This window comes from Bdellovibrionales bacterium, from assembly GCA_019750295.1.
Taxonomy (GTDB): domain Bacteria; phylum Bdellovibrionota; class Bdellovibrionia; order Bdellovibrionales; family JAGQZY01; genus JAIEOS01.
Map to the genome: position 1 here is coordinate 1 of JAIEOS010000028.1, position 18,708 is coordinate 18,708.

General features: G+C 47.1%; 18 protein-coding genes. 8 read left to right on the forward strand and 10 right to left on the reverse strand.

The features are described from left to right. Positions 1-87: 87 nt before the first annotated feature. The 5 genes from K2Q26_07240 to K2Q26_07260 all read right to left on the reverse strand — a co-directional run bounded on the left by K2Q26_07240 (position 88) and on the right by K2Q26_07260 (position 6,118). Positions 88-510, reverse strand: coding sequence for a bacterioferritin (locus tag K2Q26_07240; GenBank protein ID MBY0315296.1), 423 nt, complete (start codon positions 508-510; stop codon positions 88-90). 136 nt (positions 511-646) lie between these two features. Continuing rightward, positions 647-1,570: a sterol desaturase family protein gene (locus tag K2Q26_07245; protein ID MBY0315297.1), complete on the reverse strand. Its 924-nt coding sequence runs from the start codon at positions 1,568-1,570 to the stop codon at positions 647-649. Continuing rightward, positions 1,560-3,764: a TonB-dependent receptor gene (locus K2Q26_07250; GenBank protein MBY0315298.1), complete on the reverse strand. Its 2,205-nt coding sequence runs from the start codon at positions 3,762-3,764 to the stop codon at positions 1,560-1,562. Before K2Q26_07250 ends, K2Q26_07245 begins: the two co-directional genes overlap by 11 nt. Continuing rightward, a complete protein-coding gene (locus tag K2Q26_07255) occupies positions 3,764-5,098 on the reverse strand; it encodes an imelysin family protein (GenBank protein MBY0315299.1) in 1,335 nt (444 codons plus the stop codon). The genes K2Q26_07250 and K2Q26_07255 overlap by 1 nt, the downstream gene beginning before the upstream one ends. 24 nt (positions 5,099-5,122) lie before the next feature. Next, entirely contained in the window at positions 5,123-6,118 is a 996-nt protein-coding gene (locus tag K2Q26_07260; GenBank protein MBY0315300.1) for an extracellular solute-binding protein, read from the reverse strand. A 265-nt stretch (positions 6,119-6,383) separates the two neighbouring features. Here K2Q26_07260 and K2Q26_07265 point away from each other — a divergent pair, with 265 nt between their 5' ends. From K2Q26_07265 to K2Q26_07280, 4 genes are all read left to right on the forward strand, one after another. Next, on the forward strand, positions 6,384-7,508 hold the full coding sequence (locus K2Q26_07265; GenBank protein ID MBY0315301.1) for a hypothetical protein: 1,125 nt from the start codon (positions 6,384-6,386) through the stop codon (positions 7,506-7,508). A gap of 1 nt (position 7,509) precedes the next feature. Next, positions 7,510-8,889, forward strand: a complete 1,380-nt coding sequence (locus K2Q26_07270) for a c-type cytochrome (GenBank protein MBY0315302.1) — start codon at positions 7,510-7,512, stop codon at positions 8,887-8,889. A 9-nt stretch (positions 8,890-8,898) separates the two neighbouring features. Further along, positions 8,899-9,507 (forward strand): hypothetical protein, encoded by a 609-nt coding sequence (locus K2Q26_07275; GenBank protein ID MBY0315303.1) that lies wholly within the window; start codon positions 8,899-8,901, stop codon positions 9,505-9,507. 170 nt (positions 9,508-9,677) lie between these two features. Continuing rightward, positions 9,678-10,547: a hypothetical protein gene (locus K2Q26_07280; protein MBY0315304.1), complete on the forward strand. Its 870-nt coding sequence runs from the start codon at positions 9,678-9,680 to the stop codon at positions 10,545-10,547. On the opposite strand, the gene aroC is transcribed toward K2Q26_07280, so the two are convergent. Genes aroC through ung form a run of 5 tightly spaced genes read right to left on the reverse strand, consistent with a single transcriptional unit; the run spans position 10,548 to position 16,303 of the window. Next, positions 10,548-11,606 (reverse strand): chorismate synthase, encoded by a 1,059-nt coding sequence (gene aroC / locus K2Q26_07285; GenBank protein ID MBY0315305.1) that lies wholly within the window; start codon positions 11,604-11,606, stop codon positions 10,548-10,550. Continuing rightward, positions 11,596-13,371: a hypothetical protein gene (locus tag K2Q26_07290; GenBank protein MBY0315306.1), complete on the reverse strand. Its 1,776-nt coding sequence runs from the start codon at positions 13,369-13,371 to the stop codon at positions 11,596-11,598. Before K2Q26_07290 ends, aroC begins: the two co-directional genes overlap by 11 nt. Beyond that, the gene (locus K2Q26_07295) at positions 13,368-14,558 is read right to left on the reverse strand and encodes a 3-phosphoshikimate 1-carboxyvinyltransferase (protein ID MBY0315307.1); all 1,191 of its coding nucleotides are present in this window, start codon (positions 14,556-14,558) and stop codon (positions 13,368-13,370) included. Before K2Q26_07295 ends, K2Q26_07290 begins: the two co-directional genes overlap by 4 nt. Further along, entirely contained in the window at positions 14,551-15,603 is a 1,053-nt protein-coding gene (locus K2Q26_07300) for a 3-dehydroquinate synthase (GenBank protein ID MBY0315308.1), read from the reverse strand. Before K2Q26_07300 ends, K2Q26_07295 begins: the two co-directional genes overlap by 8 nt. Continuing rightward, positions 15,590-16,303 carry a uracil-DNA glycosylase gene (gene ung / locus K2Q26_07305; protein MBY0315309.1) on the reverse strand — a complete coding sequence of 238 codons (714 nt, stop codon included), beginning with the start codon at positions 16,301-16,303 and terminating at the stop codon, positions 15,590-15,592. Before ung ends, K2Q26_07300 begins: the two co-directional genes overlap by 14 nt. 40 nt (positions 16,304-16,343) lie before the next feature. On the opposite strand from ung, the gene K2Q26_07310 reads away from it, so the two are divergent. The 4 genes from K2Q26_07310 (at position 16,344) to K2Q26_07325 (ending at position 18,686) form a co-directional block, all read left to right on the forward strand. Continuing rightward, positions 16,344-16,925, forward strand: a complete 582-nt coding sequence (locus tag K2Q26_07310; protein MBY0315310.1) for a DNA-3-methyladenine glycosylase — start codon at positions 16,344-16,346, stop codon at positions 16,923-16,925. A gap of 81 nt (positions 16,926-17,006) precedes the next feature. Next, positions 17,007-17,345, forward strand: a complete 339-nt coding sequence (locus tag K2Q26_07315) for a hypothetical protein (protein MBY0315311.1) — start codon at positions 17,007-17,009, stop codon at positions 17,343-17,345. Between the two features lie 43 nt (positions 17,346-17,388). Continuing rightward, entirely contained in the window at positions 17,389-17,736 is a 348-nt protein-coding gene (locus K2Q26_07320) for a DUF1820 family protein (GenBank protein ID MBY0315312.1), read from the forward strand. Continuing rightward, positions 17,733-18,686: a glycosyltransferase family 9 protein gene (locus tag K2Q26_07325; protein ID MBY0315313.1), complete on the forward strand. Its 954-nt coding sequence runs from the start codon at positions 17,733-17,735 to the stop codon at positions 18,684-18,686. Before K2Q26_07320 ends, K2Q26_07325 begins: the two co-directional genes overlap by 4 nt. Positions 18,687-18,708 lie beyond the last annotated feature (22 nt).

Sequence of the window (18,708 nt, forward strand, 5' to 3'; positions counted from 1 at the left end):
TTAAGGTTCCAGGTTCCTAAAAGACAAAGGCAAATCACTTGGTGATTTGCCTTTGTCTTTTAGGAACCTGGAACCTTAATAACCTAGCTATTTGGGGGAGCGAAGCATTTTTTCGACTTCGGAGATGTGGGCCTCTTCCTCGGTGATCATCTTGCGAGCGAACTCTTCGAGGGCCACGCGCTCGTCTTTTACGACTTTTAAAAGTTCGTAGTAATGAGAAAGCTGAATCTTTTCGTGCTCTAAGCTCTCCTTAAGGATATCAGAGACCGAATGCTTTTCAGTTTCTAGAAGTTTGGCAATTTTTAAGGAAGGATGACCATTAAGGGTAGTAATGTGCTCCCCCGCCTCTTCCGCATGCTGCAAGGACTCGTGCGCCTGATCACGAAGCCATTTAACGATGGGAATACGGTTGTTGCCGTAAACCATTAATGAATAGTGAGTGTAACGAATCACTCCGGCCAGCTCGTGCTCGAGGATGTTGTTCAACAGTTTAATGATTTTCTCTTCCATAGGTCCTCCGTGTGTCTTTACCCGATCATAGTAAAAGCATACCTGGCGATTATCAATTCATTTTCAACTCATTTTCATTGAGAATGCATTTCACTAAATAACTACGTTTAAAACGATCTGAGCCACAAAATGCTAATTATTTCCCCAGCATTTTCTCAGAAAAAGACTGACGGTGTCCGTCACTCAAACCGAACTTGAGACGAGTCTGAACCGTTTTGGATTCGACCAAAGTTCCCAAAGTTCGATCCCAAATCGATAGCGACACTCCAAAATTTTTGTCGTAATGCCGGGGATCTGTCGAGTGGTGAATCTGATGCTGCTTTGGACTGATAAATATTTTTTCCAACGGACCAAAAGAAAGTGGAATATGACTGTGACGGAGGTTGCTCGCTAAAATATTAAAGGTAAATCCAAAAAAATTAATTCCTAAAACTGTAAAAACGTTGAACTGACTTTCGAATAAAAAAATAAAAATCCCAATCATCACCCCGGCAGAAAAACTATTCCTCACCGCGGACATGGCGGACTCGAGGGGGTGGGCGCGGTATAACGTGATCGGCGTCAAGATACGAGCCGAGTGATGAGTTTTATGAAATCTCCAAAGAAAGGGAATCTTGTGCATTAATAAGTGATGAAAGAATCTTAAAAAATCATCGAACACGAAAGCTAGAATTGTAAAACAAAGCAAATTGATGGGACTAGAAGGGAGACCAATCATCTCTTGATCATTCAATTTTAAAAGTAAGCCCACCGTTCCTTGAGAGAAACGAAAGCTAAAATCTAAAAACGGAATAAATAACAAGACCTTTAAAATGCTGTTAAAAAAATAAACTTTGTAATCGAGCTGGGTCGATCGGTTCCACCAGTACCGTTTACGAAAAACTAAACTGCAAGCGCGTTTTATATTCTTTCGAAGGTCAAGTTCACGAGCCTCTATACAAATCGCAACGACAATAAAAAAAAGTGAAAATAAAAGATTTAAATGAAAGAGTCGAGAGCCGGGATCATCAATCGGAACGAGAAAGCGATCAAACCACTGAGAGATCGAGTTAGAAGACATAGGAGAAGCCTACCATAAAGCTCTGCGGCTTTCCAGGTCGGGCTCCAAATGGTCTTAACGAGACAAGATAATCTCTACTCAGAAGATTGTCGACTCGAGCAAAAATTTGGCTGTGTTTGTCCACCTGGTAACGACCGGCCCAGTCCACGATCCCGTAAGCCGCAATGCTACGGCGACCTTCCGCTGCGCTCTGATCCAAAGACTCGCCTTGATAAATAAAAGCGAGTTCTTGTTTAAATTTTTTGTATTCGGTTCCCGCGGTAAATGTGTACTGAATCTGAGGGACATAGGGAAGCGGATCCCCAGAGCGCACAGCTCCCACACCCCATTCCGCAGTGTTTGAATTAAAATTATTTCTAAATTCTGCATTGAGAAGTGTAGCATTCAACTGCACAGGAATTTGCAGATTTTGAATGCGAAATCTTTGAGAAAGCCGAGCTTCAAGCCCTCGGATCGCCGCCTGACCCCCATTGAACTGTTGGTCTAACTGGTTGGCGGCACAACCCGTGGAGGCCGTACAGGTTCCGGTGATATTACTGTAATCGTTGTAGAAGGCGACCATTTCTGCCTGTGAGTCGGCATCGGCAGAGATAAATTTCATTCCGACTTCGTAATTTACACTTCGCTCTTGAGCTTCGCTGCCATTGTCATTGAGGCCAGCAACACTCACACCGCGATTCACACTTCCCTTGAGAGACCATAAGTCGGTCAATTTATAAAGAACTGCCGTTCCCGGAGCAAAAACAGAACTACTTCGCTCGATATCTGCACCATTGAGTGCGTCCTGGAATCTATAATCCACTTTTTCGGCTCGACCCAGAGCCGTGAATACCCACTTGCCCCAACTGAGATTCTCTACGACGTGGGCCGTTAGCGCTGTCGCCGAGTTTCTGTTGATCGCATTCATCGTTACCGGATCCCCCGTCGGAGCCAACGCCCCCGCAGACATTTGAAAGAGATTCCGAGTGTGATTTCTCTTAATTTGATCCTGATGAAAGCGGAGACCCACTTCGATATCGTGACGGGTCTCGCCCCATTCGTACTGGGCATTCCAACGCGTCTGAGCTCCTTGACTGTAGAAAGTGCGCTGGTTGCCCAGGATCACGATATCGCCGGCACCGTTGAGCGCCGAGGCAGAATCTTCCACGCCCGCCAGAATATTAAAGTACTGCTGGTTGTTCGCTGGATTATTAATGGTGTTAAAAAAATTGGGGGCCTGACTCCCGCGAAAACTATCCGCGCGAAACCACAGTCGCTCAAAATCATGGCGATATAGCGTCGATTTGATTTGAGATTCTGGACTCGATTGATAAACATGTTCTAAATGAACTTTGGTATGCTGCCACGTCATCTCGTCGAGAGCGGACGAAGCATATCGGCGGTAGGGAGTGCTATTGATGTCTTGGGCCGATAAGCCGAGATAGGTCTCATTGGAATCCTCGTCCTCGTAACCCAACCGGAACTCCACAGAGTTTTTTCCCGAAGACCAACGTAATTTTCCCTGAATGTCATTTTTAACAAAACCGACGTCACCACCACCATCAAGCTGTTTAAATCCGTCGGACGAGTTTCGACCCGCGAATACATTGTAACCGATGTTTCCCACACGGCCGCCGTTCGACAACTTATAGAGCTGAGTATTAAAAACTCCCGCGGACGCTTCCATCTGTGTGGTTTGCTGACCGGGAATACTTTGTGAGAGGTAGTTTAATGTTCCCCCAATCGAGTTCGGACCATAGGGCACTGCTGTAAACCCTTTGTAAACTTCCATGGATTCTGTGTGAAGCAAAGACGGGGTATAGTAGGCGGCCGGTGCGGAGTAAGGAGCTGGTCCAATCAATACGCCATCTTCCATAAAAACGATTTTTTTGGAACGATCAGGATTTGTTCCACGCAAACCGATGTTCGGTCGTAAACCTTGGCCATCCTCTTCGCGAATGTAAACACCCGCGGATTGCTTGAGGACGCGATTGATATCGGTGTATTTAAAGAGTTCCATTTTCTCTTTACCGATCTTTTGAGGAGTGGAAGTATTCACAACAAAATCTTCCATTTCGCCCGTAATCACTACGCGGCTCAGTTCATCACTTTGATCGCTGCTGAGATCCTTTAACGAAGTGCGAACTGCGTCTTGAGCTCCGGAGACGCAGGACCATAAAGTCGCTAAAAGGAATATTTGCGCCAAAGACCGCATTAGTCGTTATCTCCCTGATGCGTGAGAGGGGCATCGAGCGACAGAATCGTCAGGACATCGATCTTAAACGTATTGGCTACGGACCGAATATTGGCGTAGAGATGACAAAGAGGCTCGACGGGATTATCTATAGTTGTGGCCGCACAAGCTCCCACGTCCATCTTTAGGATCTGTTCCCACAAATTGCCTTGTTGGGAAACCTTCTGAACTTCATCGATATTGCTAAGAAGAATCGAATCCATTTTGGCGACCACTTCGGGATGGCCCTTTGTCGCCAAATAGTCGTCGAAGCCAAAGGCCTTTTTGCTTTTGTTCGTGGATCCATAAAGAATGGCTCTAAATCCGGCGAGCTGGGTTGAAATCGCAGGGAAAGCTAAACCTGACCAAATATGCTCCACAGCATCGGGACATTTTTGTTCGGCAGCGATGCATTCTTTTTTATTCTTTCCGAGCGGAACTCCAAGTTTAGAATCTTTAATTTTTTCGATGGAAAACAAAGAATCGGTTAAGGCATTTACCGCTGCCTTCGCGGAAGGGTATCTAGCCCCCGGCGAATTCTCAACGAGAGTTCTCGTAAAATTCGCATTCTCGGGATCCCACGCCGCCCAAAGTTCCTGCGACTTCTGATAGACATCATCGGCAAGAGCTAAAGCCCGATCACAGCGATCCTTCGTGCGTTGTTGAGGAGTTCTTTTTAACCACTCAACGACATTTTTATTTAAAGGAATTTTGAGATTGCACTTTTCGGACTGAGGAGGCGTGAACAATAGATACTCTAAAGCGCCTAACCCCTTCCGGTTATTGATCGTCAGCAAAGGTTGTTGCTTCGTCAGCGCTAAAGTCGCAACATCGTTATCGATACTGCACGTATTTATGAAAGGCCAAGAGTAAATATTATCGGCGTAGTAACGACCATTATCCGTTAGTGGACCGATGGGTGCCGCATCGACCAAGTGATAGGCCAGCATCGCCTGTGTCCACTGGTTTTTGACAGCAGTCTCCGAAGCCGCGTTGACAACGCCATTCTCCAGCTCATCGCAGTAATCCGACAAACGACTTTTAAGGAGAGCCGCCTGGAGATTAAATTCACGAACATTTTTCGCGATGATGTTGATACCAATATTCACCAACATCTTCTCTTCGCTAAACTCCCCTTCATTAGGATTCTGAAGATTCGCAGGGAGAGGATTCTTTACATCTTGGAACCCGAACCCAGGCTTACTGGGAACCGCTGGGGGAAGTGCGGCCATTTGGTCACTGGTATAATCACTGCAAGAGGACAAGTTGCTCATGCTGACGACTAAAATCAATTTTAAAAATGACTGCAACTTCATAAATAACCTCGAATCCTTAATTCATTAAAGGTAATCCACTTCGATCATTAATTTGCGAGCGTCTTCCACTTTCTGACCCATCACCGTCCAAGGAGTGGTGTCCGCCTTAAAAGTTCCGAAATCTTTAACCAAAGTTGGCGGGACTAAGTTGGCTTTTGCAGGAAAGTCGAAATGCTCTTTGGTTAAAAAGATTTGGACGTCATCCGACAGAAAGAACTCGACGAGCTGAGTGGCCAACGCCTGTTGCTTGGTCGATTGACTAATACCCGCACCAGTCCCATTGGTGTGAACACCTGTTTTGTCTTGGTTTAAATATTTAATCTTAATCGGAAGGTTTGCTGTTTGCGGATTTCCTAAAAGAAGTCCGAGATAGTAGCTGTTGGTGATCCCAAGGAGACAACCGTCTTGCCCCATTCCAATGGCATTTAAAATCTGATTGTCGCTGGTATAGAACTTATCCTGGGCTCGGTTCGCGACCAAACCTTTTACGATTTCTTTGGCTTTGTCGTAACCGTCGGTCACGATCATGTTGGCGACAAACGCTTCGTTGTAAGCGGACTTACTGGTGCGAATGCAAAGAGTTCCCGCCCAATTGGGATGAGCCAGATCTTCGTAGCTATTGATGGAGCTCACATCCACACCCGCTTCATAAACTAAGGTGCGTGCACGGTATGTGATGGCAGTCCAAAGATTTTGAGGATCTCTCATGGCTGGTAAAACTTGCGACTTGACCACCTGAGAGGTCATCGGTGCAAAGAAACCTTTCGCTGCGAGATCGGTAAGATAAACTAAGTCTTTCACGAAAATCACATCCGCCGGGCTGTTGGCGCCCTCGGACTGCAGTTTCTTTAGCATGTCGCCATAACCTAACTCGACGATTTGGACCGTGGTCCCCGTCTTTGCCTTAAACTGGTCTGCGATCACTTGCATACGTGCTGCAGGACGATCGGTGTAAAGTACCAGATCTGCCGTAGCGTTCATTGTGAAAAGAAGCGTGAATACGGAAATTAAAAACTTCATAAGATGGCCCTCTCTCTTGCATTGTTGATGACTTGGTTTTAGCTCGAGCGAATTTGAAAGGTCAAAGAATCGAGGTTAAAAGCATCAATTGAAAATCCAATGATTTTCCAAATGAAAAGCATATGAAAATCGAAAGGCTATGAGCCTCAGTTCTCAGTTAGTTTTCAAATTTATGTCATTGGTTTTTCACAACAAAAATTAATCGCGCAATCTTTGACCCCCAGGCCATTCACCTATATCCCAGCCCCACACAGGAGAGAAATTCATGAAAAATTTAACAATGCTTGTGAGTCTAGTGGCGTGCACCCTTCTTATAGGAAATGCGTCTCTCGCTCAAAAATCGACCCAGTTACCGCCAGTTCCAGGCCAACAGATCGTCGTCGCCTACGCCAAGATGGTTTCAGAAACCTACGCCAACGCTCTCAAAGCCGGAAGAGATTTAGAGAAAGCTCTTCAAGAGTTTATTAAAAAACCGAACGAAGCCACTCACACAGCGGCCAAAAATGCTTGGATCGCTGCGAGAACCGCATACTCACCCACCGAAATCTATCGTTTTTACGGCGGACCCATTGATGACGATGATGGCCCAGAGGGTTCGCTCAATGCTTGGCCTCTGGACGAAGTTTACATCGACTATGTGGTCGGATCTCCAAATTCGGGCATCATAAATGATCTGGCCAATTATCCGCAAATCACCGCTGAACTCTTAAAAGCCCTTAATGAAAAAGAGGGCGAAAAAAATATCTCCACGGGATTCCATGCGATTGAGTTTCTTTTATGGGGTCAAGATCTCAGCTTGAATGGGCCCGGAAAACGAAAATACACCGACTACGTTAAGGGACAAGGAAAGAATGCCGAACGTCGCGGGCAATACATAACCGTGGTCGCACGTATTCTCGTCGATGATCTCGAGTCTTTGGTGACCGACTGGGATCAAAACAATCCTGAATCCTACGGATCACAGTTTATTAAGCCTGAGAACACACAACAGTCTCTGACCAATTTATTAAAAGCAGTTTACAGCATGTCCGCCGAGGAATTGTCTCAGGAAAGAATGTTCGTGGCCTACGATACTCAACAGCAGGAGGAGGAACACTCTTGTTTTAGTGATACGACTCATATGGACATCTATGATAACTTTATAGGTATTAGAAATGTGTTGAATCTAGTTTTACCCACGGTGAATTCAAAAAACCCGATGTTGGCTCAAAAAGTCAGCGCCGCTTTAGACACCTTGGAGCAAAAAATTAAAGCGATGCCAAAACCTTTCGATCAGGCTATTCTCAACGAGCAACAACGCCCTCAAATTTTAGAGATCATCCGCGCCTTAGAAGCTTTGGGTGCAGACACTTTGGACGTCGCCAACTCTTTAGGAATTACGTTGAAATAAAATGGGAACTTACTTTTTATCTTTAGTCTTATTAGGGTTTGCAAGTTGGGCGAACCCTCTGTTGCCGGGAGGTTCCGGCACCACCAAAGATTTATCCAAAAATGCTTTTAGTCATCCCTTCAACGGAATCACGGTTGAACAAAAAAACCAATTCTTTGTGGGAAACTCCTTCTTTAAAGCCGCCTGGGTTCAAGCGCCCGCCACCACCGAAGGACGAGATGGTTTAGGTCCGACGTTTAATGCGCGAGCCTGCGCCGCTTGCCACGCTTTTGATGGGCGGACTTCCGCATACTTGGATAACGGCGTAGAAATTAAAGTCGGACTCTCGCTGCTCATTCGGTTAAAAACTTTTTCGAAGAATCATTGGGGAGACCATCCGGAATATGGAGGACAAATTAATCCCAATGGAGTTCAAGGCGTTCCCGGAGAAATGCAGCCGGTGGTGAGTTTCCTAGAGGAATCTGAAACATATCCCGATGGGTCCTCCTACACATTGAGAAAACCACAATTCACATTTGTGAATGTCTCTCGAAGCGAACTCGATGAGGACACGTTTATTTCCCCTCGTATTCCTCAGCAAATTATTGGATTAGGTCTCATCGACTCGATCAACGAAACGGACATCACGTCTCAGGCTGACGAAAACGATAGTAACCAAGATGGTATCTCCGGAAAAATACCGTGGGCCTATGATATGGCTCGGCAACGAGTGACCATCGGTCGCTTTGGGTGGAAATCGGAGCAACCGAATTTACGACAACAAAATCTAGCGGCTTTTTTAGGGGATATAGGGATCACGTCGTCATTATTCCCCGAGGAGAACTGTCCGTTAGTTCAGATAGAATGCCTCGCAAGCCTCAGTGGTGGTAAGCCCGAAGTGGATAGCACTATCGAAAATCGTTTAACTCTTTACACCCAACTCGTTTCTGTCCCCGCCGCACGACATGCTGACGAAATTGAATTTCAAAAAGGCTTTGAGCTTTTCAAGTCCGTCGGTTGCGCCAACTGCCACACTCCCTCCTACACCACAACGGCCGATGCGGAATTTGATGTCCTTCGCGAGCAAAAGATCTATCCGTTTAGTGATTTCTTACTCCACGATATGGGAGAGGAACTTTCGGAGGTGAGAGCGCAGCCGTTGAAGAAATCATCGAGCTCCGCCTACGAACTGGCCCGCGAGTGGCGCACACCTCCCCTTTGGGGAATTGGACTGCTCCAAAAAGTCAACGGCCACGAAGAGCTGATGCACGATGGACGTGCGAACGGTGTCGAAGAAGCGATTCTTTGGCACGGCGGCGAAGCGTCCGCATCTCGCGAGATGTTTAGAAAGTTAACTCAAGATCAACGCCACGAACTGGTTGAATTTATCAAAAACCTTTAAGGAGAATCCATGCGACCATTTTCTATTTTCGCGACATACTTTTTTGCAATCACCGTTGGCGCTCAACAGGTGAGCGATCTCTACAAAGAATTCAACCGTCGAGATAGTATTAAGTTCGATGCAAATCAGGGAAATGTCATGAACTACTTGCGCCTTCTTAAAGTGCCCACCGAGAAAATCACGGCACTGGAACTTATGCCGGGATCGACAACGGGATCCTTTATCTTCCAGGATCTTGATGGTTTGATTTGTGTGGGAAGTGTGGAGGCTCAAGGTCTGCGGTGCAAAAATAAACTTGGGTTCGACCCACTTCAGCTGAATGAAAAAGAGATTAATATCGAAGCGACTGAAAAGTCCGACCTGTACAATGAGTTTGTTCGCCGAGACACTCTAATCCTCGATCATAGTCAAAAAGTAGCGATTAATTTTATGAACGTCCTTAAATATCCCGTAGAGAAAGTGACGGAGTTGGAAATGATTCCTGGAACAAATGATGGGTCTTTTTTAATCCGTGATACCGCCGGTATGATTTGCCTCGGAAACTTTGAAAAACAAATGCTTCGCTGCAAAAACGCTCTCGGCATCACCGGTGTCGTCTACCAGGGCGACGCCGACTAATTCTCTTCGCTCACTCTATAAGAAAAGCCATAAAAAAAATTCACGGTTTAGAAAATCCTTCAGCTCGCCTCTTCTTGCCGTGAATTTGTTTCTTTATTTGGTACAAGTGGGCTGTGACATTGGATGGGGTATCCATTGTCGAATTGGGGACTTCTTACTTTTTGGGGCTTATGAAAAATCAAAATCCTCTTCGATTGGCTTTCGTGGCGATCTTTTTCTCTTTATCATTCGCGCGCGCTGCAGACGCACAATTGCGCTGCACCGATATTTTCGCACGAGCCGATGTCCCGGTCCCGGCCGCGGGCTATAATGTGCGAGTGAATAACGGCGGCAGTGCCATGCTTCCCCCTGCGGTGGCCTCAGCCATTGCCGAATTCCGTGGCGCCATTATAAATATGAGAACGGCCAAAACCCAAAAAGAGTTTAATGATCATCAGTACTCCGTTGTTTTAACAGGGAATCATCTCCTCGATATTATCGTGCAAAACTCATTGCGCTCCCGGCATCCGCAAATAGCACCCACGCAGGCCAACGCCATAAACCAAGTTTCAGTGGTTTTAGCGCGGCAACTCATGACCGCCTTCGAACTTCCTCCCGAGATCTTATATCAAGTGATCATCCTCCGAGTCGAAGCCCTAGCCGCGGAATTAAATGCTCTCAGTAAAGCGGCTCAAGAAAGACGACCTATCGGCTTTATTGCACCCCGCGCGGAAAGCTCCGCCACAAATCTCAATCTCGAAACGCTCGTCGCAACGGTCCGCCAGATGTTTGAAGCTAGTACTGCTTCTTCCGCCGAGAAAAAAACCATAGGCTTTACCAATCAAAGATCCAGATCCGCTGCGGAACAAGAGCCGGCGACGCCTAAAGAACAAATTGGCTTTATACGCTCGCCGAAGACCAACACGGACACCGAGCCTGTGGAACGCTCCCCAATGGGCTTTGTCCGCTCCTCTCGCGAAAAAGAAGACAGCCTCGAGATGAAATATCAAATCATTCTTAACGTGGACAGCGGTCTCTTCGACCGCTTGAGAATGGAATAATTAAACATTGTTGAGTCGCTGCACCAGCGACATGTCGGCCAAAATAGCCCACGTCATGGCTTCGACGACGGGGACGGCGCGCGGAACGATACAAGGATCGTGACGGCCGGCTTTGGCGACGTCGAGGATGGAGGACGTGGGTTTGAAGCCCACTCGAAAGACGATGCGATCCCCGGTGGTAATTCCGCCTTGGATTCCTCCGTAGGGCTCCTTTCGCCCTTGGGCGTGGACACGAGTGCCTTTTTCTTGAGTGAGAGCGAAGCCTTCGCCGATTTCGAATCCGCACGTGGCCCCAATACTCATCATGGCATTGGCCAGTGCACTTTTCATTTTATAGAACACGGGTTCGCCTAAACCGGGGCGGCAATTTTCGATCCACACTTCCACCACTCCGCCGTAGCTTTCACCATTGGATTTGGCTTTGAGTAAATAGTCGGCGACGTCGACTTTTTTTGACGGAAATCTCGCAGAGGACTTATCCACCATCTTGTGGATATCGTTCTGCGAGAGGGCCGCGAGCTTTGTGGATAAGTCGGTCAACTCTGTGGAATCCAGTTCGTGTTCACCAATTCGGCGAGCAAACGCGGCCACTTTGAGTTCGGGTTGAAGATCTTTGAGCATCATGCGAGCAATACTCCCTGCGATCACTCGCGATGCGGTCTCTCGCCCGCTGGATCTTCCACCACCTCTGAGGTCCGTATTTACAAATTTATTTTTCCAACTCTCGTCGGCGTGGCCCTGACGAGGCGTCATCTGAGAATAATCTTGAGAGCGCTGATTTGTGTTTTCAATACGGCAAGCGATGGGAGTTCCTAAAGTTTTCCCTTCGAAAACTCCGCTGAGAACTTCGCAGCGATCGGCCTCATCACGACTGGTCACTAAAACTTCACCACCGGGAGATGTCTGCCCAGGACGCCGGCGATCTAAATCTTTTTGTAAGAGATCGGGAATCCAATGGACCCCCGCAGGGCATCCCTCAAGCACCAAGCCTATCGCCGGACCGTGGCTTTCACCATAGGTCGTCCACTTAAAAATTTGTCCAAACGAATTACATGACATCCATACTCCAAAACTCTTGCTGCTGAGCCGCTTGAGCTTCAAATAAAATGTACCCCGAAATGTACTGGGCGTCTACCTTGTGGGCGTAGGCGATTCCCGGAGAGTCCAGCTTATAATTGACGTCGATCACCATCTCCGGAGACCATTCGATGGGAGGAAAGTGGGCCGCTTTTTCCCAGTTCCAACGCCCGACACACCAAATGACGGCTTCGGGATTTTCTACAGGGTTCTGATCTAACGGAGCGGCGGCACGGTGAGAATAAAATGTCGCCTGTGGCAGTAAATCTTTAATCACCGGGAGCAATCCCCCTCCGCCCCAAACCACCACTTTTTGCGGATCAATATCGGCGCGATCTAATTCTAAAAATAATCTCTGAAGGCCGAAACGATCGGTGCTCATTCCCCGCCAAACGCCGTCGAGTTTCAGTGTATTCACACTGGCTTCGGTCGGAGAGAATTGGCTGGCCCAGGTTTTTAAAGGACTCGTGACGGCCGCCCATTTTAAACCCAGTTTTCCTAAAAATTCCCAGCCGCCTTCTCGAAGATCTTTTTCCGTCACATCGATCGCAATCAAGAACGTGCCGAGTTTGGAAAAATAACTTTGGTGGAAGCTCGGAGACTCACTATGACGTACGGGTGATCCTAGAACGGCCGCAAAGGACGAAACATGGGCTGCCGTTTCGTGCCATTGCAAAAGAAACGGCTGATCACTGGTCGACCCCTCTCCCTCTCGCCAAAAACTCAAGGGCATTCGATTTTTCATCAACAATCGGTACCAATTCCACTTTCCCGACGGGGATCGAGGAAGCAAACTCCGCTGCAGTGGGCTCTTTTGTTGCCATTCGTGGGCCAGCTCGAGGTGATTGAGCTGATCGATCTCCGGCGACCACTTGATCTCCTGATCAAAACCAGAAATCAACTTGAGATCATGGAGAAACGATTCGGAAGAAGAATGCAGAGACAGAGTCAAACGACGATCCAAAAGCTCTTGAGGGGGATCAAAGGAAATTTCGAGGGGCCAATCCACTTGTTCGCACTTGAGTGCCAACGGCAAAGAGGCTTCGATTTTATTCTTATCACGAAAACTAAAGAGCAGAGAAGGCCGAGGGAAAGTTTCGAGTACTTTTTGAATTTGCTCTAAACTTAAAAGGTCGTCGCGAATTTCTACAAAATCCAAACCCCACTGGGCTCGCTCGCGAATCCAACGGCCATAACAACTGCAATCCACCTGCCGAGGAAGGAGAGTAAAACCACCCCGAACATTCCGCAGGGTCTCCTGAAAAAAGTCTTTTTCGCTTTCGGAATAATCGTAGTGACCCTCGCGCAAAATAAGCTCTTCGGTGGCCCAATCTTCGTAAAGTGCGGTGCGGGCCTGCCAACGCTCCAGAGGAGTTTGCATTTCGTTAGTGTCTGGATTGAGACTGGGTCGATCGCTATAAATGTTTCCAAGAATATCACTATCTCTCTGCACCCATAATTTTTCGCTCTCTTCTGGAAGTTCGCCTGAAAACCCGGCTCCGAGAACGATGTAGACGTCGTTCTTTTCGTCTTCGAGGGACTTTAAAATATCCGCGAGGGTTTCGATTTCCAATTGCCGAAAGTAGGGTTCACCCTTGTCTTTAAAAATTTCTTTGATGGATCCGTTTGTTTTTATAATTTCCGCGTCCAAATCAATGCAACGCGTGCGGGGCAAATACCGTTGAATGCGATGGAGTAGAGATGTCTTACCGATCCCACGATGACCGATGAGAAAATTGAGCTTCATAGATAACCCTCAGTCAAAAGCCAAAATTCTGGGAAACTTTTGTCCACCACATGCCGATCTCGAATAACAAACTCGGCACCGGCAAAATTTGCAACTTGCGCGGCCATGGCCATGCGATGATCTCCATCAGGGAAAAACTCACCCCGTCCCGACAAAGCCTCTGCTTTTCCGTGAATATGAACTTCATCACCTTGGACGTCGACAGTGCGTCCGCAACGTTGGAGAAGATCGACGGTATTTTTTAATCGATCGGACTCTTTATATTTAAGGTGAGAGAGGCCTTTAAATTTCGACGGGCCTTGAGCCATCGCCGCAAGAACTGCAAGCACCGGAAACATATCCGGGGTGGAAGACAAATCCAGGTCAATGGGTTTGAGCGAATCCGTACGAGAGAAAATACAATCTTCGCCTCGCCACTCCACGGGAACTCCCATCGATCGAAGAATATTTATAAATTCATAATCCGGCTGCACTGACACAATCGGAAATTGGTCAAACACGGCAAGACCCGATAAGGCCGCGATGGAAGCGATTGCAAAGCAGGAGCTCATATCGGGCTCAACAACGTAATGATCTAATTTCGGGCGTTGGTTCTTCGGAACAAGAAGTTCCTTCACTTCACCACTAGCGCCGTCGATCAACTGCATTCCGAAGTCCTCGCAAACTCTACGAGTCATTAAAAAGTAGTCGCGGGAAACCATGGTCTCCGAAAGATCTAAGCGTAAGTCGAAAGGCAGTCCCCAGGCACTTAAGAGGAGGCCGCTCAGGAATTGGCTCGAAGTCTTGCTGTCCACTCTCAAAGGTACATCCGAAGCGGTCCAACCTCGAGATTGAACTTCCAGATGGCCCTCATGTCGAGTGACTTGGACCTCTAACGATCGCATCGCATCGATCAATCCGTCGTGGGGGCGTTGAAGAAGTCGCCCGTTCCCTGTTAAGATATAAAATCCAGGATGACGAGACACTCTCGCCATCAAAAATCGCATCACGGTTCCCGCCTCTTTACACTCTAAACGATTTTCTCCGCGAGCAAACGCACTCAATGCGGCTTTAAGAGCGATGACGTCCTCGGCTTCGGAATAGCCCACGACTTTGATTTCAGGAGCAAAAGACTGGATGATCAAGGCGCGATTGTAAATCGATTTTGAGGAACTGAGAGATCCTTTAAAATAAAAATCTTTAGTCACGAAGCCACCCTTGCCGTCGAGCTTCCTCACACACTTGACTCACAGAGAACTTGGCAATGAAGGGCCGCCCCATTCCTTGAACTAAAATAAAGTCGATCGTCTGACCTTGCTCGATTTTTTTATCGGCCAAGAGAAGACCGGTCAGCTGAGCTTCATTCATTGGTTCAAACGTAGGCTGTCGCTGACCTACTAAAGAATCAACAACTTTTAAAAAACTTTGTTTTTCACTTTCGGAGATATGGCCCAAAAACTGCGACCATTCGACGGCGAAGAGCAGTCCTTGAAGGACCGCTTCTCCGTGCGCCAATTTAAAATGCGCTTCGATCACATGCCCCAGTGTATGGCCCAAATTTAAAATTTTTCTCACGCCGGTTTTTTCGTAAGGGTCTTGCATCACCACTTTATATTTCGCCGCGATGGCTTCAGGGAGAACGGACCATAGAAGTTCGGTCAGATTACGCGTCGACGACACCTCAAGCTGGCTGTATAACTTCTCTCCGGAGATCCATGCCATCTTTAAAAGTTCGCCGAGAGCCTCACGAGCGCGAGCCTCAGGTTGGCGCGATAGAATCTCTTCCACCAGAACAACTCTTTGCGCGGGATAAAAAGTTCCCAACTGATTTTTCGTGTTCGAGAAATTCAGTGCGGTTTTCCCCCCGTGGGCCGAATCTAAAGCGGCTAACCATGTCGTAGGAACACCGACCCATGGAACACCTCGCTTAAGAATCGAGGCCACAAACCCCACGAAGTCTCCCACCGAGCCTCCTCCCAAAGCGACGAGGCGATGATTTCGGGTGAAGGTAGGGTGTGCCAAAGCTAAAATGTGTTGGAGATGTCCTTCGAGCGAAGATAACTGTTTGAGGGACTCCCCGGCCGTGACTCCATAAGAATATTTGAATTTTTGAATGGTCGAACCCGCACCGACATTCAATAAAAATTTGTCGTAGATCAGAATATCTTTATCGACATCAAAAAGCTCTATTGGAAACTTCTGAGAGAAATTTAAGGGCGAATTAAACTGAGGAGAATAATCAGTGGACGTCATCGGCGATTTCCCATCGGATGGGAGTCAATTTTTTAGAAGCTAAAAACTGATTCGCTTTACTGAAAGGCTTACTTCCAAAAAAACCGCGCGTGGCTGACAAAGGTGAAGGATGTGGCGATTCAATGACAAAATGTTTTTTGCGGTCGATAAATTGGCCTTTAGCTTGGGCGTAGGCTCCCCAAAGAATAAAAACAATGGGCCGAGGTTGCTCATTGAGAACGGCAATAATTCGATCCGTAAAAGTTTCCCAGCCTCGCCCTTTGTGAGAGGCCGCGAGTCCACTCTCAACCGTCAGCACACTATTGAGTAACAAAACTCCCTGCTCGGCCCACGAGATTAAATTTCCGTGTTTAGGCGGAGTGACGTTCACATCCGTTTTTAGTTCCTTAAAAATATTTTTAAGCGAAGGTGGCTGCGGAACACCTTTAGGCACTGAAAAAGATAAACCGTGAGCTTGCCCGGGGCCATGATAGGGATCTTGACCTAAGATCACTACCTTGACTTTATCCAGCGGAGTCTTATTTAAGGCCGTAAAGTATTCGGTCCCTTTTGGAAAAATAGGTTTTTTCATTTTGATTTGCTCCGCCAGGAATTTGCGAAGATCATTCATATAAGGCTTACTAAACTCTTCCTGAAGAGCTTTTTTCCAAGAGGGGTCTAACTTTACTTTGTCATCGGAATGTGCCAAAGACGTGTCCATGTCCCATCTTTTAAAGCCTAATATTGGTAGGGTCAATGACATGTTAAAACCTTCGTTTTTTCAGAGAGATACGATCACTGTAGCGCGCGAACTTTTAGGCAAGATTCTCGTGCGCAAGATCGACGGACAACTCCTGACGGGCATGATCGTCGAGACAGAAGCATATTTGGGTTTTGAAGATCCCTCCTGCCATTCTTTCCATGGGAAAATCACGGAACGGACCCAGGCGTTTTACCGCCCCGGCGGCTACATCTATGTTTATAAAATTTACGGCATTCACCACTGTCTGAACTTTATCACTGCCGATGAGAAAACACCCGAAGCGGTGTTGATTCGAGCTTTGCAACCCCTGAGCGGGATTGAGACCATGAAGTTGTTTCGAAACGCCAAAAATGAAATCGATCTCTGCAACGGTCCCGGAAAATTGGCGCAGGCCTTTCACATCGATAAAAAAGACAACAACCAGCTCATAGGCTCTGGGCTTGGCGTTCAGGACAGGCCAAATGTCTCACAACGGGACATCGTCGACCGTCCTCGAGTCGGGCTAAACCCCTATTGCGACAGCAGCCACTGGCCAATTCGTTATTATCTCAAAGGTAATGCTTATATTTCTCGACCTTGACTTCGTGTTTTTTCGGCCCAGATTTATGTTAGAATCAATACTGTGGCGTGTCGCAAGCCGCCTCATAACCGAAGGAGGCTTATGTTTGCTGTAAACTTAGATAAGCTCAACGTGAGCGAAGCTGAATTAAAAGCCTATATTTATCAACAACTTCACGACATCGAATCGCACTTGGGCGAAATCCCTATCGGAATAAAGATGACGTCCTCGGGGACGGATTACGTGGTTAAGATGTCGGCCTCTCACGAGATGGGTGATATTGAGGCACAAGGAATCGGTGAAGATATCTTCGGAGCCCTCTCAAAAGCCAAAGAGGCTCTCGTTCAATGTATCGCCGAGATGAACGATACGATGGAACCTGACGTGCGTGACGATAAGATCAATACGATTTTAACTCAGAAAAAAGAGCCACTTCACTAATCCTAGATTGACGATGGCTGTCTCTGTCTTTTAAAAAGTCAGCATGGCGAGTAAATCTTCTACAGCGGTTTGTTACGTAGTGACTTACCGCGATCATAAAGACAATTCGATTCACGAACTTAAAGTTCGCAACATCGAAGACTCTTCATTGGGTCTTAGTTTTATTGCTTTATCAGGTTTTATTTTCGAAACCGAGGGCATCATTGTTCGTCCCGAAGAAGAAACGAAACGTCAGCACTTTGAAAAAATTAAAACTCTGCATCTCTCGATTTACTCGGTGATCTCCATTGCCGAGGTCGGAGCTGATACACCTAAACTTGCTTTTAAAAAGGATAAATCAAATCTTTTTGTTTTGCCGACGGATCCCCACAACAATAAGCATCCGGAATGAAACCTAATCCTAAAAAGCGAGCTCTACTGGTTCGAATGGATCGCATGGGCGATCTCATTCTCACGCTACCGGTTGATCAAAATGACATTCTAAAAGACTATGACTGCACCTGGTTTATTACCCAAGGCCTTGGGTTTATCGCCGATTGTAGCTCACCTGTCCGCACTTATCGCGAGTGGAAAAGAGAATGGAGCTGGTCACAGTTTCGAGAATTTTTAAAAGCTATTCGCGAATCAAAGCCCGATGTGTCGGTCAGTTTCCACGTCCCATGGTGGGTGAACTTGGCTTTATTTTTAGCTCGAATACCCCTGCGCATCGGAGTGCTCAGCCAATGGCACTCTTATTTGTTTCTTAGTCGAGGCGTTCGGCAAAAGCGCAGCGAATGTTTGTTTCATGAGATGGAGTACAACAATCGCTTAGTTTATGAAGGCTTTGGCGAATCTCAAATTCACAACATTTCCCCCCTCGTCCTTAAAAACAGTGCAGAGCCTCCGGTGGCGATTGATTCTCCTTTTATTATCGTTCATCCCGGGATGGGAGGGTCGGCTCTCAATTGGCCCATGGAACACTATCGCGACCTCATCAGTCTCGTTTCTTCGCGCTTTAAAGTGGTAGTGACCGGGACTAAGGCCGATCGCTTTATTGTCGACCCGCTCAAAAAAGCTCTCAGCGATAATATGAATATCCTCTGGCTCAGTGAAAAGCTCAGCGGGCGCGAATTGATAACACTCGCCTCACAGGCTCGCGCATTAGTGGCTCCGAGCACAGGCGTTGTGCACATTGCGGCCTCGTTGGCGGTTCCCACCTTCGGACTTTACAGTTCAATTAAAGTTGAAAGTGCCCAACGTTGGGGACCCCAAGGACCCTTTGTTCAAGTATTTACTCTGGATCTCACCTCTCCGCAGCAAGTCGCCTCCGCTCTTTTTCAACTCCCCAATTCCACCCATTAGTGATTGATTTCCCGCAGGAAGT